Here is a 15,521-nt window from a genome sequence, read left to right as displayed (position 1 = left end):
GGATATATTTCCCAGGCTGATGTCATGAGGACATTTTTGATGCGATCAAAAATGAGAGTGTCGGCGATAAATTTGATTGAGTTACTGAATCAGCAACAGCACAATCATATTTTGCAGCAATTTCGCAGCAAACGCTGCCCAAAAGGAAACCGAGTCAGCGGCCCCGATAAGGCCAGTGATGACGTACTGATTGTCTCTGCCGGACGGCTGCGGGTTTTTCTTTCTTACGAAGGGCGCGAATTTACGCTCTATTATCTGGAACAGGGCGATATCTTTAGTACCCACACCCGCGCGTTTATTGAAGCAGTGAAGGATTCTGTTATTTTATTGACGCCTATCAAAGCGTTTCGCCAACAAGTCGTGGATCACCCGGAAATTGCGTTGCTGATGACGGGGATATTAGGTGACATGCTGGGAAGTTCCTGGGATGTGATTGAAGGCATTATTTTTCATGATGCCAAAACTCGCTTGATCGCGTTTATTTTATCACTGGGACGCGCCAACGGTAACATGACTGAAAACGGCATCGAGTTCGATTGTGATTTAACCATGGAAAACATTTCACTGATTATTGGCGCCACGCGGCAAACCACGTCATCGTTGTTTAATGTGTTGATGAAAGACGGCGATATTATGCGTATCGCCAAAAACCGCTATGCCATTGTCAATATGCAGCAATTGTCTACCCGGCTGGCTGAGTTTAAAAAGTAAGCCGGGTGCCCGTTTACCGGCCTGAACTTCAGGCCGGTTGTATTAACGTTCGGTGCAGGAAATACAGGGATCGATGCTGTTAACAATCAGCGCCACGTCGGCCACGGTGTTGTCGCGCATCATCACGTGCAAGGCATCCCAGTTCGGGTAACTCGGCACGCGCCATTTCATGCGTTCCGGCATATCGGTTCCGTTGGTGCGCAGGTAGTAAATCAGCTCACCGCGCGGTGCTTCGGTTTTGGCAACCGCTTCGCCGGCGGGGATCGTCGGCATGCCCACTATCGCTACGGGCCCATCAGGGAGTTGCGTCAGGCACTGGCGGATAAGCTTAATCGCCATTTGTACTTCATCCAACCGCACCATCGCCCGCGACCACACATCGCCATCGGGACGGGTCATGGTGGTGAAATCCAGTTCGGGATAAATGGCATAAGGGGTCTTGGCCCGCACGTCGTATTCCACGCCAGAAGCGCGCGCCACCGGGCCGATCAGCCCGTACTCGCGGGCGATGGTCAGAGGCAGTACGCCGACGCCGCGGGTGCGGCTCAGTATGCTGCGATGGGTGCTGTAGATTTGGTGAATTTCCGCTACCGCCGGTTCTATTTCATTCAGCCGCGTGATCAGGTAGGCGATGCGCTTGGCATCCAGGTTATATTTCACGCCGCCAATGCAGTTGGCGCCGAGATCCATGCGGTTGCCGTACAGCGTCTCCTTGATATCTTGCACAATTTCACGCGTTTCCAGCACATGCATAAACAGCGACGTAAAGCCGATGATGTGTGCCATGATGCCGACATTAAACAGGTTTGATGCCACGCGTTTGATTTCATCGGCAATCACGCGCAAATAGTGACCGCGCGGCGGCACCTCAATACCGGCGATCTCTTCCAGCGCCATGCAAAAGGTGGTGGGATGGCTGTTGGAGCATAGCGAACAGATGCGCTCTGTCAGGGTGATATTCTGGTAAAAGTTACGTTTCATCACCAGATACTCCATTCCCCGGTGCACGTGTCCGGCGGAAATATGCAACCCTTTGATGGTTTCCCCTTCCAGATCGAGTTTGAAGTACATCGGTTCTTCCAACGCCACGTGCAGCGGACCGACCGGCATCTGATAACGTGTCATGACTTCTCCCCGCGTTGCTGCATGATTTTTTCCCACAGCGCCTTGGTGCTGGCGGCGTTGACCATGTCTGAGAACGGAATGAATTTTTGCAGCACCGCGGCATCGATGTTTTCATCGATAAACAGTCGGGTGGGATTGGGATGGCCCACCGCATTCAGATCGTACAGTTCCATAAATTCTCGCTCATTCCAGTCGGCGTTACAGAACACCGGCGTCAGTGACGGCACATCGCGCTGGCCTGCGGCAAGAAACACCGTCAGGGTCAGCGTTGAGCCATCAAGGTCAAAATGGTAGGCAATCTCGTGGATGTCGGTCGGTTCGCCGCCCAGGCGCTGATAAGCACTGATGGTATGCAGCCTTCCGCCCAACTGCTTGATGGCAAGCGCGGCGGGTAACAGTTGTTCCGTGTCAGCCAGACGGCTCCAGGCGCTGACGACGCCCCATTTGTTAATGCGCGTTTCGAAGGAGAAACCGGCGGTGAGTTGTTGATTAAACAGGCTTTCAACCTGTGTAATGTCGTCAATCATGGTGCTTCTCGCAGAGATGAGGGGGCAACGTCCGGTAGGTAATGCCAGGATGGTTAATCTGGTTGATGCCCGGCGTGTTTTGCTGAGCGGCGGTGTGCGTGCGGCGACAGTCGGGGCAGCGCAGACTCAGCGCCGGGTCGACGCCACCCGGCGTCTGGTAGACGTTATCCAGCAGCGCTGCACTTGGGGCGAGAAAGGCGGCACCGCAACCGATGCAGGTGTGGTAGGGCATTGCACCTTCCTCCGTCATGCGGTATTTGTCCTCCTGCCGATGCGCCAGATGCCAGTCATTGGTGAGGTGGATAGCCTTGGGCACGCAGTAATGTTCACACAATCCGCAAAAGGTGCAGGTGTTGTGCCACAGGATAAACTCGACGCCTTGCGGCGTTTCCTCAAAACGGATCGCCCCGCCTGCGCATACGTGCTCGCACATCCGACACACCGAGCAACGGGCGGCGTCAAAAGCAATGCGGCCGCGCAGCGCGTCGGGGGTAAAGGTCTCACCAAACGGGAAGGGGTCGGTGGAAGGCCCCTGGCGCAGATTACGGATCAGGATTTTCAAAAAATTCATGCTGGGTTCCTAAATGCGTTGACGCCACATGTCGACAGCCATGGCGATCCCTTCAATAATGGCCTGCGGACGCGGCGGGCAGCCTGGCACGTTGACATCCACGGGAAGGTAGCTGTCAGCGGGCCCGGCAATGGCATAGCTGTCACGGAACACGCCGCCGGAAATCGGGCAAATGCCAATCGCCACAGTGACCTTGGGTTCTGGGATCTCCTGATACACGCGCAGCACTTTCTCTTTGACTCTTATCGTCAATGGCCCGGTGATCAGCACGATATCCGCGTGCTTTGGGCTGCCGCAGTACTGGCAGCCCAGTCGTTCCACGTCGTAGCGCGGAATGCAGGCGGTGGTTGCCAGCTCGACATCGCAGCCGTTGCAGGAACCGGCGTTGATGCGGTACAGCCAGGGTGAGCGGGTGGCGATAGCCGTTAATAACGTCATCATCTTTTTCCTATGCCTGAGCGATTACGCTGATAAGGCCGATTACACCCAGTAACTCAGGCCACTTCAGATAAAACACAAACGCCTGATCGATGCGTATTCTCCCCACCATGGCGCGCAATAGCGTCTTGCACAGGCAGGAGACAATCAGACACTTCACCAGAAACACCGCCACACCGGCGATCCCTTCCGGGCCGTTGGGGAAAAACAGCGTGATGCCCAGCGCCACGACCACCAGTGTTTTCAAGGCAGACATCAGATGGAACAGTGCCAGCGCGGGGCCGGTGTATTCCAGAATGGGCCCTTCCAGCACTTCGGACTCCGCTTCCGGGATATCAAACGGGGCAATGCCGAGGTTGGCGGGCATAAACAGCACGTAGGCCGCCAGCGCAGGCCACATCCAGGGATCGAACACAAACGCGCCGTGCTGCTGCTGATAGGCAACGATCTCGGACAATGAAAAGGTTACCCAACCGCCTTGCGCCAGCCCGGTTTTTAGCGCCACGCTTGCCAGTGCCAGCAGCAACGGTCCTTCGTAGGCCAAAACCAGCGCCATTTCGCGGGAAAAACCGATGGCACCGTACACCGAACCTGAGCAGGAACCGGCTAGCATCAACACCACGGCAGGCACGGTGAGCAAATACAGCAGTACCAGCAGGTCTCCCAACGCGGTGGCGGGCTGATAGATCTGCGCGATGGGGATGAGTGCAATGGCGATCAGCATGCTGCCGACGCCGACGGCGGGCAACGCCAGAAACAAGGCGCGCGGTGCACCGTGCGGCACCAGCGTCTGCTTGCGCATCAGCTTGATAATATCGAAAAAGGGTTGCAGCAGCGGGGGGCCGATACGCCGTTGTAAACGCGCAATCAGGATGCGATCGACCCCTTTGAGCCACAGGCCGAAAATCAGCGCGGCGGCTCCGAGCGGAAAAATCATCAGCGGTGCAAAAATCGACGTCATCATGACCTTAGTCCTTGTTCTGGGCGTGCAGCGCCAGGCGAATAAAACGTTCCGGTGCCTGATACAGCGCGGAGGCGGGAACATGCGCTTGCGCGGGAGTGATATCGGTGACGCCGCCCTGATGTAAATGAATGTGCTGCGACTGGCGGTTGCTCAGGCGGTAGAACACGCCACCACAGCCTGCCACCATCGCCACCAACACCCACAAAGTCAGAGGGTGCCAGCCGTGAAGGCCGGGTAATGCACCGCCCCAACTGGCCGTTATCTGGCCGAGACCGGCCTGCGCCATCAGATGACTGATGGGCACCAGCAACACCCCTGGCAGCAGGCTGATGACCAGCGCCGCCGCGCTCAACACGCCCATTGGCAACAGCATCGAGCGCGGGGCTTCAGTGACGTTTTCCAGATGTGCGGCAGGCTGTCCCATAAACGCGGCATGGGCGAATTTCAGCACGGCGGCCAGGGTAAACAGACTGGACATCATGGCGCTGAGTGCCAGCAGATAGTGTCCGCTCTGGAATGCGGCTTGATAAATGAGCCATTTGGAGGCGAAGCCGTTGAGCGGTGGAATGCCGGATAGCGACAGCCCGGCGAACAGGAAGAGTGCAAAAGTGATCGGCATTTTACGCCCCAGCCCGCTAAGTTGATCGAGACTCACTACGTGCACCTGCGCCAGGATGCAACCCGCCGCCAGAAACAGAATGTCTTTGAGCAGCAGATGGTTAACCAGATGCATCAGCCCTCCGGCAATCCCCTCCGGGGTGGCTAACGCCAGCCCGAGCAGGATATAGCCCAACTGGCTCACCGTGCTGTAGATCAACAGTCGTTTGATGCCGTTCTGGATCAGCGCCATGGCACCGGCATAAAGCAGGGTAACCGTGGCGATCAGCGCGATGCTGTACATCACGCCAGAGGTATCGCCCAGTGAGCCGAACCGAACAAACAGCATCCCGGCACCGCCCAGTGCGAACAGCTTGAGCACGCCATAGATCCCACTTTTTAGCAGCACGGCGGAGATATAGCCGCTGACCGGCGTGGGGGCTGTCGGGGGGTGCATCTGGTAGTCGATGCGCCAGGGCAGTTGCGCTGATTTCATCAGCAACCCAGACAACAAAAGGAACAATCCGGCGCCGAGCCAGGGAAGCGGCATATGTTGAGCGGCAGCAAGAATAGCATCGAAGCTAAAGGCATCGCTGCGCGCGCACAAGATGGCGACACCGAGGAACATGCAGGTGGCGCCGACAAAATTGAAAATGAAGTATTTGAAGCCTTCCTGCAATGCTTCTTCGGTCTCATCGTGAATAATCACGAAGTAGAGCGTCCAACTGCTCATGATTTCCCAGAACGCGAAGAAGTTGAACAGATCCTTGCTGGCGGTGATCCCTAACAGGCCGCCGATCATAAATATGAAGAAGAAGAAAAAGCGGTGTTGGCTATGGCCATGTGCCATATAGCCGATGGCATAGCACAGGTTAAGCAGGCCAACGCCGGCTATCAAGACGGCAAACCAGTAAGACAGCAGATCGTAGCGACCCGCATCTAACAGCACCGCTCCCAGCGTCAACGCCATGACGCCGACCGCCAGCATTCCCGCACGACGCGGTGCGCGCTTTCCGAGTAAAAACGTCAACAGTGCGCCGATAATCGCGATTGCCGTGGCGGGCGACCACTCCAGATTAAGCGTCGGCAGCGGCGTGACGGGCCAACCTTGATGATAGGCAATCTGCGCAATGGCCGGCTGTATCCAGTGTTGTAACCCGTAATCGGGGAACACGCCGCCCAGGACGACCAGCGCCGCCAACAGGCCGGTAGCCACACGCATCGCCAGCGGCGCTTCCTCTACAACGCCCGTGCCCTGATAACGGGCGAAGAACAGCACGCGTACGATGCGCAGGTAATATATTGCCCCCAACACGCTGCCTGTCAAAAACAGCAGCGCCACGGTGACGGCATTGGCGTGTACCGCGGCGTAGATCATCAGAAATTTGCTGTAAAAACCGCTGAACGGGGGCAACCCCATCACGGCCAACGCGCCGATGGCAAAGCACAGCGCGGTAAAGGGCATGACCCTGCCGAGTCCGGCCAGGTCTGACAGGTGTTTACCGGCGGCGCGCGCGATCAATCCGCCTGCCGCCAGGAACAGCAGATTTTTGAAAATGGCATGGTTTATCACGTGGAACAAAGCACCGGCAACGCTCAGGCTGGTCAACAGCCCGAGCATAGCGAGAATTTCTCCCACCTGTGCCAGCGTCGAGAACGCCAGAATGCGTTTCAGGTTTTGCTCACGCAGCGCCTTCACTTCGCCATAAATCACCGTCAGACAACCCAACAGGCTAAGGGCCAACCCAAAGGCAGGGAGCGCACCGGCGGTGAGCCACTGCCCGGTCAGGCTGGTTCCCAGCACCACCAGCATGATTTTTGCCAGTCCGTAGACGCCAGCCTTGGTTAAAACACCGGACATCAGTGCGGAAATGGACGAAGGGGCTACCGGGTGGGCATCAGGCAGCCAGCCGTGCAGCGGATACAAACCGGCTTTCACCCCAAGCCCGATGAGAAAACAGAGGCCAATGACCGTGGCGAATCCCGGTGTAAGCTGAGCGGCCTGTGAGGCGATCAACGCCATATCAAAGCTGCCAAACTGGGTATGGCACACCAGAATGCCGAAATGCATGATATAGGCGCCGGTACAGCACATCAGGAAATATTTACGCCCGGCCTTGAGCGCCTGTGACGTGCGTTCATGCACCACCAGAAAATAGGAGCTCCAGGTCATCAATTCCCAGAACAGATAGAAATTACCGAAATCTCCTGCCGTGGTGACGCCGATAAGCGACCCTGCCATTAAAAACAGAAAGAAATAATAGCGATTGGCGTGTTTATCATTGCGCATGTAGCCCTGGGAATAGATCACCACTACGGCTATCAGGCCAGCGAACAGGACGCTGAATAAATGCGACAGGCTGTCGCTGGCATCCATTTGCCACACGCCGTACAGTGTCGCCAGCGCAATAACGACGGCAGCCCGATCGCGTAATCGGGAATTAATTACTCCCACGCCATACAGTAAAAATCCGCCGACATAGGGCACTATTACCCAGTAATGCCAGGGGGTCTCGAAATTGGGTACTGCTGCGGTTATCGAGGGTGTCGCATAATGCTCGGCAAGATGCAATAACGGTTCTGGCGCAATACTGACCGCAATGGTGATTGCGGTCAGTAGCAGCATTATCAGCCAGCGCGGAGAAAGTAATGTGGCGAAATGAAAGGGCGCTAAAATGACATTCTCATCCCTCTCCAGACAGACGCGCTGAATGACAATAATATAATACACCGAGGCCAAAATAGTCGCGACTGTCGCCACCGCGGCGATGGCCCATTCACCTTGCTCCATCGCGCCGTATAAAATCAGAAATTTGCTGAATGAGCCTTTAAACGGTGAGAGTCCCATCACGGAAAATAAGCCAAAACCAAACAGCAACGATGCCAAAGGCATACGCGAACCACTGCCAGCCAGCACGGATAGTTCGCTGGAGCCGTTGCGCTTTATCAGGTAGGCGGCGCTGGTAAGGGTTAACAGGCGCATAATCGCTTGCAAGCCTAAATGCAACAACGCCCCGGTTTCGCCTGACGCATTGTTCAAACCCAATCCCAGCAGTACATATCCCAATTCTGCCAGCGTGGAAAACAACAGCAGTCTGGAGAGATTGCGTAAATGCAATAACGCCACTATTTCGCCGACCAATAATAATAAGGTTCCAGACCAGGCTAATAATGGAATGCCGAACAGTGATACTCCCATTTATTCCTCGCGATACGTAGAGAGCGGATAGGCGGGAGTGAATGTAATCAATGCTACCCACACTGTCTGTCGGCTGGCTGACAGATATTCGTGGGTAAAGCTGGGAATATGATGCCCAGACGGAAGGTTATTAATAAGAAGTTAACATCCGCAGAAATAAAATATGATCGCCATCACTTTATAACTGAGAATGAATATTAATACGACGTATTGGGGTGAACGCAGAAATACTATTTTTTTATGGTCGCGTTTGGTTTTATCTCAATAAAGATGATCTCAGTCAATAAAAATGCGTGTTTCAGGCAATCAAAGGGGGCGTTATCGATGTGTCTGGGTATTCCAGGTCAAATTCTGGCAATTAAAGATGCCGCCAATCTGATTGCCGTGGTGTCTGTCGCGGGCGTGAAGCGGGAAGTCAGCATCGCGTGTCTGGTTGGCCCGCAGCATGCCGCTCAGGACTGTATCGGTGACTGGGTTTTGGTGCACGTGGGGTTTGCCATGGCGCGGCTTGATGAACAACAAGCGGCTGAAATGTTGATCGCCTTGAGTGAGTTAGACGAACTTGACTGAGCGCAACGGGGGAGGAAGTCACCATGCACGAAGCGGCGTTAACGCAGGGACTGGTGAACATTCTGCTTGCTGAGGCACAGCGCCATCAGGTGACACGCATAACGCGCGTGCGGCTGAGGATTGGAAAGATGCGTGCGGTTGAGCCTCAGTCGATGGCGTTTTGTTTTAACGCGTTCAGTGCCGGGACGCTGGCTGAGCATGCTGAATTGATTATTGAGGCGTTGCCAGCCATCGCGCGCTGTGACGCGTGCGGTGAGGATTTTGAAGTGATCAAATTCCATTTTCAATGTTCAGGTTGTCACAGTCGCAGGGTGCGACTGATTCAGGGCGATGAGCTTTACATTGAAAGTTTTGATGCCTGAGGTAGAGGGTAACGAAATGAAAAGACAGGAAAATGTCATGATTTACGCCAATGCGCAGCGATGCCTTGGCTGCCATAGCTGTGAGATGGCCTGTGCGGTCAGCCACGGTGGCGATAGCGGATTGTTTGATGCGGTGAAACAACAACTGCCGCTGCATCCCCGGATGAAGGTGGTGGTGGCGGGCGATGTCAACCTACCGATGCAGTGCCGTCAGTGTGACAACGCGCCGTGCGCACTGGTGTGTCCCACCGGCGCTTGTCGCCAAAGTAATGGGCAAGTGCAGATCAACGAAGCCAACTGCGTGGGGTGCAAACTGTGCGTGATGGTGTGCCCGTTTGGTTCCATCACCGTGCGGCGCAGCGAACAGCAAAAAGGTTACAGCGTCACTAATCAGGGCGTGGCACAAAAATGCGATCTGTGCGTCACCTGGCGAGAAGCGCAGGGCAAAACCCAAACCGCCTGCATTGAAGCTTGCCCCACCAAAGCCATCAGTCTGGTGGATATGCAAACCTATCGTCAGGCATTGATTCAGGCCAGAGCGAAAGAGCTGGCGCATTCTCAGAAAAATATCGATTTGGCATTAAGGGGAAGGTAATGGATATCAAAACCAGAACAAGCGATCCCGCCACCATTGCCCTGTGTCCGGTGGCGGAACACGAAGGTATTGCCACGGTGTTCGATCGTCATCAGATGCAACAACCACAATGTGGTTTCGGCAGTCTCGGGCTGTGCTGCCGTATCTGCTGGAAAGGGCCTTGCCGGGTTGATCCCTTTGGCGATGGGCCACAGTACGGTATTTGCGGTGCGACCAAAGACACCATCGTCGCGCGCAATCTGATCCGCATGATGGCCGCCGGGGCGGCCGGTCACTCGGAGCACGGTCGGCACATTGCGCTGGCGATGCAGCGCGTAGGCAAGGGTGAACTGCCGGATTATCAGATTCGCGATCCGAAAAAGCTGATTGCGGTCGCCAAACGTCTGGCTATTGAGGTGGAGGGACGCACCACGCGCGATATCGCCTACGATGTGGCGACCAAAACGTTGGAAGATTACCAGAATCAAGACAGCAAAAAACCGTGCCACTGGCTCAATGCCTCTCTGCCGGCTAAACGCCTGTCACTGCTCGGTAAACTGGGCGTGCTGCCGCACAACATTGATGCCACCGTGGCGCAAATCATGTCGCGCACCCATATTGGCTGCGACGCTGACCCGACCAATCTGGTGCTGGGCGGTATTCGCGGCGCGCTGTCTGATTTTGATGGCATGGTGCTGGCGACGGAGTTGTCCGATGCGATGTTTGGTACGCCAACGCCGGTGGTGACGCAGGCCAATATCGGTGTTATCAAAAAGCAGGCGGTCAACATCGCGGTGAACGGCCATAATCCGCTGCTAAGCGAAGTGATTTGCGATGTGGCTGGCGAAATGCAGAGCATCGCACGCGATGCCGGAGCCAGCGAAGGCATCAACATCGTGGGTATTTGTTGTACCGGCAATGAAGTGATGATGCGTCACGGTATTCCGCTGGCAACCAACTATCTGTCACAGGAAATGGCGATTTTCACCGGCGCGCTGGATGCCATGGTGGTGGATGTGCAGTGCATCATGCCGTCCTTGTCGCCGATCAGCGAGTGCTACCACACGGAATTCATCACCACTGCGGATGAAAACAAAATTCCGGGTGCACGTCACGTAAGCTTCCACGAAGAGCACGCTCGAGAAACCGCGCGCAAGATTGTGCAGTATGCCATCGATGCCTACGGTCGCCGCGATGCAACGCGTATCAAAATCCCCGATATCAAGCAGACGGCGGTAGTCGGCTTCAGCACCGAAGCGGTGATGGAAGCGCTGGCGGCGCTCAATCCGGACGATCCTTTGGCCCCGCTGGTAGAGAATATCGCCAACGGCAATATTCTCGGCGTGGCGCTGTTTGCGGGCTGCAACACCACTCGCGTCAAACAGGATGACAGTTTTCAAACCATTGCCAAAATTCTGGCGCGTAACAACGTACTGATGCTGGCGACGGGCTGCGGTGCCGGGGCGTTCGCCAAGAACGGGTTGATGAACGCGCAAGCAACAGAAAGCTGGGCGGGTGACAGTTTAAAAGCGGTACTGACTGCTGTGGGTGTAGCGGCTGGGTTAGAAGGGCCGCTGCCGTTGGTGCTGCATATGGGCTCCTGCGTGGACAACAGCCGTGCGGTGATGTTAGCGACAGCGCTGGCGGAAAAACTGAATGTCGATCTGAGCGATCTGCCGCTGGTGGCCTCTGCGCCGGAGGCAATGTCGGAAAAAGCCATCGCTATCGCCAGTTGGAGCGTGGCGTTAGGCCTGCCGACTCACCTCGGCGTGGTGCCGCACGTGACGGGTTCGCAGCAAGTGACCGATTTAATCACCACGCAGGCTAAAGATCTGTTTGGTGGCTATTTCCTGGTGGAAACCGATCCCGCACTGGCCGCCGAGAAACTGGTGGCGGTAATGAAAGAGAAGCGTCGCGCGCTGGGGATCTAACGCATTGCCCAGCCAGCGCCATCAGGCGGCTGGCTGGCAACATCGGTTGACGAGGGTGATATGAAAATAGCTATCGCGGGTAAAGGCGGCGTGGGAAAAACCACGCTGGCGGGATTGCTGGCGCGATCCTATGCGGCACAGGGAAAACCGGTACTGGCGATTGATGCCGATCCGGATGCCAATCTGGCTTCTGCAATAGGCATTCCGGCCGAACGCTATGCATTGTTGCAACCTTTTTCCCGTATGAAAGCACTGGCAACGGAGCGCACGGGGGCCGGTGCCGGGTATGGCAGCCTGTTTATCCTCAATCCAAAGGTAGACGATCTGCCGGATGCCTACTGCGTGCAGCACGCCGGAGTACGTTTGCTGCTGATGGGAACCGTCGAACACGGCGGCACGGGCTGCGTCTGCCCTGAACATACCTTGCTGCGCCGTTTGATGAGCCACCTGCTGCTCGAACGGGAAGATGTGGTGATCATGGATATGGAAGCCGGTATCGAGCATCTGGGCCGTTCCACGGCGGAAGCGGTGGATGTGTTGATTGTGGTGGTGGAGCCGGGCCAACGCAGCATTCAAACCGCACGCCAAATTGGTGCCTTGGCCGCCGATATCGGCATTGATAACGTAGTCTATGTCGGCAGTAAAATCGCCAAACCCTCCGACAAGGCTTTTTTGGCCTCGGCGCTGAATACCGCGCAATTGCTGGGTTACCTGTCGCTGAATGACACCATTCGTGACGCAGACCTCAGCGGCAGCGCGCCTTACGATCTTGGTGGCGCGTTTATGGCGGAACTTGCCGTGATAGAACAGCGTCTCGCCGCCCTGAATCAGGGAGCTTAACCCATGTGCCAACTGCGTGTCCGCCTGCGGTATGCCGATCGGCGCGAAGAGGCGTTGAACGATATCGCAGCAATTCAGGTTACGCCGCACAACATTACGCTTTCTGCCTTATTTGAGCCGCCGCGCGAGCTGCGCGGTTTTGATATTCAATACATTGATAGCCTGCGCAACGAAGTGCTGTTGGTTCAGCGTAGCGCCGAAACACAAAACGGAGAACACCGATGATTGCTATTCCCTTGATGAAAAAACTCAATGTGCTGGTGCCGCACTGGATTGAACACAACGACGAACATATCGCAGAGATGGAAAAATACCTGCGCGCGCTGGAAACGGAAGGGCAAAGCGAACTGGCACAACAGTGCCGCGAGGTTATTGCGCAGATGACCGCGGTGAGTGAAAAACTTAACGTGATGGCGCAGCAACTCAAGCCTGTCTCACTGCGCGGCTAACGGGGCGAGGGTGACACCATGTGTGATAACTGTGGCTGCAATATCCCGCTTGCCAGCCAACTGCGCTTAGCCAACGGCACCATCCGGGCGATAAGGCCATTCAAAGCCGTTGAACCGCGCACGCTGGCGGTGATGCAGAACCTGTTGCAGGAGAATAACGACCGGGCGGCGCAGAACCGTCGGCAATTTGACGCGCACGGCACGCGGGTGTTCAACCTGATGTCATCGCCGGGCAGCGGTAAGACGTCGCTGCTGGAGGTCACCATCGAACAGCTTACGGCGCGCGGTGTAAAAGTGGCGGTGATAGAAGGAGATTTGGAAACCGAAAACGATGCTTTACGCCTGCGCCGCAAAGGTATCCCGGTAGTGCAAATCACGACGGGGATGGCCTGCCATCTTGATGCGCAAATGGTCAATACCGCCTGGCAAACGCTCTGTTGTGAGCCGGTGGACATATTGTTTATCGAAAACGTGGGCAATCTGGTGTGCCCGGCCAGCTTCGATCTCGGTCAACACCACAACGTGGTGCTACTGTCCGTGCCGGAAGGGGATGACAAACCGGAAAAATACCCGGTGATGTTCCGCCAGGCGGAAGCGGTGCTGGTGACCAAGGTGGATCTATTGCCCTATTTTGACGATTTCAGTCCTGAGCGCGTGCGCGAGGAAGTGGCGCTGTTGGCTCCGGGGAGTGAGGTATTGCAGCTTTCAACCAAAACCACGCACCATTGGGCGCCATGGTTGGCATGGCTCGGCGAGCGGTGCGTGAGCCCAGCGTGAAAGACGCCGTGTATCAGCGAAGAACCGGCTTGCGCGATCTTCGCTGATGGATCACTGCCAGTGATATCAGTGCGGCTGCTGATTAACCCAAACCAGATTATCCACCGCGAAACCGAGGGTTCTCGCAATAGACAAATAATTTTGTTTTACCTCAGCCGGGAGTTCAGGCGTGCGCGACAGGATCCATAAGTAATCGCGGTTTGGCCCACTGACCAGCGCGTATTGGTAATCGTCATCCAGCGCGATGACGTTATATCCCCCATAAAAGGGACCAAAAAAGGAAACCTTGAGCGCCGCCGTTGTGGCTTTACCGGTGAAATAGGCTTTGCCTTCGCTCGATTTCCACTGTTTCTTAAGCGGATCGTAGCCTTGATTCAGCACGCTTAGCCCCTCGTCACTGCGTTTTCCATAGGTTGCCGTAACCTGTTGCAAACCTCGCTCAAAACGGTTTTCCAAACGCGCTATTTCATACCATTTCCCCAGATAACGCTCGGCATCAAAATTGGCAACAGGCGTTACGCCTTTGGGGGGCGAGGGCGACTTGCAAGCAACCAGCGCCAGTGATAGCGCGACACCGGTAAGGATTGGCCAAATTTTCATGCGTACTCCTTGTGTGTTTTTGAGGGAGTGAGGAAGTATAGCGAGGAAATGCTGTTTTTACCGTATACGTGGTGTTAACTATATTACCTCATTAAAATCACTGCCACTGGTGTTTTATTCTGTATTTTTGTGTTTGTAAAACATTAGGCATTAGCGTTTGTGTGGATTTGTTTTAGATATGCTTAATGTGCCTTTTATAATTTACGCTATGTGCGTAAATTGATATTTTATCGCGGCAAATTATACCCAGGAAAAACATTTATCCTCTGGTAGGGATATTATTTTCTGGTGTTAACCTTTAAAAGGAGATAAAGATCGTGAGAAAAGGAACTCTTAATTTATGTATGGCACTCATTGGTGGGGTGTTTGGCATCGTTCACTTATCCGCTATTGCCGCAGAAAAAACTGCGGTCACCTATAGCAATGTGAAATACCCGTATAAAGTGATTGACGGTGTATTGCACTATCAAAGTGCCGCGAATCTTCCCGCTGTGCCGATGAAAAATGTCAAGCCGGAGAGTTTCTCGGTGGTCTATTCCGATACGGCATTTGGGGTAGGGAAAGCGAACGACACCTATTACTGCAATGCGACTGCCTTGCCCAAGGCATTTAACCCGGAGAACGCCAAAGCAATTGATTCCTATCTGGTTAGTGAAGTTGGAACCTACGCCTATTGCAATAAAATGACCGTTAACATCGACTGGAAGAAATTTGAAGCCCTGGATTTTCCCTTCTTCAGCGATGGCAAACACATCTTTATGCGTGACGGTTCGGTGTTAAAAGGCGCTGACGTTGCGACGTTCCAGACAAAAGGAACGAATCAGGCCTTCGATAAAAAACACTATTATTTCAGAGAAAGTCATTCAGCCATCGTACCCTATAAAAAAAGCGTTAACATTTTTGAGCAATGTTTTGGCTGGGCCACTATTGATGATGCGCTTTATTATCGTGGTGAAAAAAACAGCGAGTTGGATGCAAGCACCTTTACCTGTCTTTCATTCAGTGTGACGGCGGATAAAAAAGGTTTTTATATTTACGGTAAACCGTTCCCGATTTTTACAGCGGATACCGATGTGAAAAACCTTAAAGCATTATCCGATTATGTTGTCTCCGACGGTAAATCAGTCTGGTTCGTGAAAATTGAGCCAGAACGGTTAGCCGGACTGGATGCGAGCAAAGTGACCGTCGATGAGAACGTTATTTCTGATGGGGTGAATGAATGGCAGTGCGGAGACTTTAAGTCACCGGGAGAAGCGATGTGCACCAAACAGTAATTTTTTAGCTGT

Annotated in this window: 17 protein-coding genes; 10 read left to right on the top strand and 7 right to left on the bottom strand. The window is 54.6% G+C overall.

The window, feature by feature from the left end; all coding sequences use genetic code 11:
• Positions 1-39: 39 nt before the first annotated feature.
• Positions 40-711 carry a Crp/Fnr family transcriptional regulator gene (locus tag J5067_RS04955; RefSeq protein ID WP_264642774.1) on the top strand — a complete coding sequence of 224 codons (672 nt, stop codon included), beginning with the start codon at positions 40-42 and terminating at the stop codon, positions 709-711.
• Positions 712-753: 42 nt separating this feature from the next.
• Here J5067_RS04955 and J5067_RS04950 read toward each other — a convergent pair whose 3' ends face one another.
• From J5067_RS04950 to J5067_RS04925, 6 genes are read right to left on the bottom strand one after another with little or no spacing between them, the layout of a single operon-like run.
• On the bottom strand, positions 754-1,836 hold the full coding sequence (locus J5067_RS04950; protein WP_264650571.1) for a nickel-dependent hydrogenase large subunit: 1,083 nt from the start codon (positions 1,834-1,836) through the stop codon (positions 754-756).
• Positions 1,833-2,363 carry an NADH-quinone oxidoreductase subunit C gene (locus J5067_RS04945; RefSeq protein ID WP_264650570.1) on the bottom strand — a complete coding sequence of 177 codons (531 nt, stop codon included), beginning with the start codon at positions 2,361-2,363 and terminating at the stop codon, positions 1,833-1,835. The genes J5067_RS04950 and J5067_RS04945 overlap by 4 nt, the downstream gene beginning before the upstream one ends.
• Complete coding sequence (locus J5067_RS04940) at positions 2,356-2,934, bottom strand: 4Fe-4S ferredoxin (protein ID WP_264650569.1); 579 nt, start codon at positions 2,932-2,934, stop codon at positions 2,356-2,358. The genes J5067_RS04945 and J5067_RS04940 overlap by 8 nt, the downstream gene beginning before the upstream one ends.
• A gap of 9 nt (positions 2,935-2,943) precedes the next feature.
• Positions 2,944-3,375 carry an NADH-quinone oxidoreductase subunit B family protein gene (locus J5067_RS04935; RefSeq protein WP_264642770.1) on the bottom strand — a complete coding sequence of 144 codons (432 nt, stop codon included), beginning with the start codon at positions 3,373-3,375 and terminating at the stop codon, positions 2,944-2,946.
• A 7-nt stretch (positions 3,376-3,382) separates the two neighbouring features.
• Positions 3,383-4,336 carry a respiratory chain complex I subunit 1 family protein gene (locus J5067_RS04930; protein ID WP_264642769.1) on the bottom strand — a complete coding sequence of 318 codons (954 nt, stop codon included), beginning with the start codon at positions 4,334-4,336 and terminating at the stop codon, positions 3,383-3,385.
• Between the two features lie 4 nt (positions 4,337-4,340).
• On the bottom strand, positions 4,341-8,132 hold the full coding sequence (locus J5067_RS04925; protein WP_264650568.1) for a proton-conducting transporter membrane subunit: 3,792 nt from the start codon (positions 8,130-8,132) through the stop codon (positions 4,341-4,343).
• 324 nt (positions 8,133-8,456) lie between these two features.
• Here J5067_RS04925 and J5067_RS04920 point away from each other — a divergent pair, with 324 nt between their 5' ends.
• The 8 genes from J5067_RS04920 to hypB are packed head-to-tail and all read left to right on the top strand — an operon-like array spanning position 8,457 to position 13,635.
• Complete coding sequence (locus J5067_RS04920; RefSeq protein WP_264650567.1) at positions 8,457-8,702, top strand: HypC/HybG/HupF family hydrogenase formation chaperone; 246 nt, start codon at positions 8,457-8,459, stop codon at positions 8,700-8,702.
• 23 nt (positions 8,703-8,725) lie between these two features.
• Positions 8,726-9,064 (top strand): hydrogenase maturation nickel metallochaperone HypA, encoded by a 339-nt coding sequence (hypA, locus tag J5067_RS04915; protein WP_264650566.1) that lies wholly within the window; start codon positions 8,726-8,728, stop codon positions 9,062-9,064.
• Between the two features lie 16 nt (positions 9,065-9,080).
• Positions 9,081-9,659 (top strand): 4Fe-4S dicluster domain-containing protein, encoded by a 579-nt coding sequence (locus J5067_RS04910; protein WP_264642765.1) that lies wholly within the window; start codon positions 9,081-9,083, stop codon positions 9,657-9,659.
• Complete coding sequence (gene cooS, locus J5067_RS04905; protein WP_264642764.1) at positions 9,659-11,569, top strand: anaerobic carbon-monoxide dehydrogenase catalytic subunit; 1,911 nt, start codon at positions 9,659-9,661, stop codon at positions 11,567-11,569. Before J5067_RS04910 ends, cooS begins: the two co-directional genes overlap by 1 nt.
• Before the next feature lie 60 nt (positions 11,570-11,629).
• On the top strand, positions 11,630-12,409 hold the full coding sequence (locus J5067_RS04900) for a carbon monoxide dehydrogenase accessory protein CooC (RefSeq protein WP_264650565.1): 780 nt from the start codon (positions 11,630-11,632) through the stop codon (positions 12,407-12,409).
• A gap of 3 nt (positions 12,410-12,412) precedes the next feature.
• Entirely contained in the window at positions 12,413-12,634 is a 222-nt protein-coding gene (locus J5067_RS04895) for a CooT family nickel-binding protein (protein ID WP_264642762.1), read from the top strand.
• A complete protein-coding gene (locus tag J5067_RS04890; protein WP_264642761.1) occupies positions 12,631-12,858 on the top strand; it encodes a hypothetical protein in 228 nt (75 codons plus the stop codon). The genes J5067_RS04895 and J5067_RS04890 overlap by 4 nt, the downstream gene beginning before the upstream one ends.
• An 18-nt stretch (positions 12,859-12,876) precedes the next feature.
• Positions 12,877-13,635, top strand: a complete 759-nt coding sequence (gene hypB / locus J5067_RS04885; protein WP_264642760.1) for a hydrogenase nickel incorporation protein HypB — start codon at positions 12,877-12,879, stop codon at positions 13,633-13,635.
• Positions 13,636-13,701: 66 nt separating this feature from the next.
• Here the strand turns inward: hypB and blc are convergent, their stop codons facing one another.
• Positions 13,702-14,235 (bottom strand): outer membrane lipoprotein Blc, encoded by a 534-nt coding sequence (gene blc / locus J5067_RS04880; protein WP_264642759.1) that lies wholly within the window; start codon positions 14,233-14,235, stop codon positions 13,702-13,704.
• A gap of 317 nt (positions 14,236-14,552) precedes the next feature.
• Here blc and J5067_RS04875 point away from each other — a divergent pair, with 317 nt between their 5' ends.
• The gene (locus J5067_RS04875; RefSeq protein WP_264650564.1) at positions 14,553-15,509 is read left to right on the top strand and encodes a DKNYY domain-containing protein; all 957 of its coding nucleotides are present in this window, start codon (positions 14,553-14,555) and stop codon (positions 15,507-15,509) included.
• Positions 15,510-15,521: the final 12 nt, after the last annotated feature.

This window comes from Candidatus Symbiopectobacterium sp. NZEC151 (assembly GCF_025962655.1).
Classification (GTDB): domain Bacteria; phylum Pseudomonadota; class Gammaproteobacteria; order Enterobacterales; family Enterobacteriaceae; genus Symbiopectobacterium.
This window is presented reverse-complemented; position numbering and strand designations above follow the sequence as displayed.

Coding starts and splice junctions, on each gene's coding strand:
- J5067_RS04955 (WP_264642774.1), top strand. CDS start 40: ATGCGATCAAAAATGAGAGTGTCGGCGATAAATTTGATTGAGTTACTG.
- J5067_RS04950 (WP_264650571.1), bottom strand. CDS start 1,836: ATGACACGTTATCAGATGCCGGTCGGTCCGCTGCACGTGGCGTTGGAA.
- J5067_RS04945 (WP_264650570.1), bottom strand. CDS start 2,363: ATGATTGACGACATTACACAGGTTGAAAGCCTGTTTAATCAACAACTC.
- J5067_RS04940 (WP_264650569.1), bottom strand. CDS start 2,934: ATGAATTTTTTGAAAATCCTGATCCGTAATCTGCGCCAGGGGCCTTCC.
- J5067_RS04935 (WP_264642770.1), bottom strand. CDS start 3,375: ATGATGACGTTATTAACGGCTATCGCCACCCGCTCACCCTGGCTGTAC.
- J5067_RS04930 (WP_264642769.1), bottom strand. CDS start 4,336: ATGATGACGTCGATTTTTGCACCGCTGATGATTTTTCCGCTCGGAGCC.
- J5067_RS04925 (WP_264650568.1), bottom strand. CDS start 8,132: ATGGGAGTATCACTGTTCGGCATTCCATTATTAGCCTGGTCTGGAACC.
- J5067_RS04920 (WP_264650567.1), top strand. CDS start 8,457: ATGTGTCTGGGTATTCCAGGTCAAATTCTGGCAATTAAAGATGCCGCC.
- hypA (WP_264650566.1), top strand. CDS start 8,726: ATGCACGAAGCGGCGTTAACGCAGGGACTGGTGAACATTCTGCTTGCT.
- J5067_RS04910 (WP_264642765.1), top strand. CDS start 9,081: ATGAAAAGACAGGAAAATGTCATGATTTACGCCAATGCGCAGCGATGC.
- cooS (WP_264642764.1), top strand. CDS start 9,659: ATGGATATCAAAACCAGAACAAGCGATCCCGCCACCATTGCCCTGTGT.
- J5067_RS04900 (WP_264650565.1), top strand. CDS start 11,630: ATGAAAATAGCTATCGCGGGTAAAGGCGGCGTGGGAAAAACCACGCTG.
- J5067_RS04895 (WP_264642762.1), top strand. CDS start 12,413: ATGTGCCAACTGCGTGTCCGCCTGCGGTATGCCGATCGGCGCGAAGAG.
- J5067_RS04890 (WP_264642761.1), top strand. CDS start 12,631: ATGATTGCTATTCCCTTGATGAAAAAACTCAATGTGCTGGTGCCGCAC.
- hypB (WP_264642760.1), top strand. CDS start 12,877: ATGTGTGATAACTGTGGCTGCAATATCCCGCTTGCCAGCCAACTGCGC.
- blc (WP_264642759.1), bottom strand. CDS start 14,235: ATGAAAATTTGGCCAATCCTTACCGGTGTCGCGCTATCACTGGCGCTG.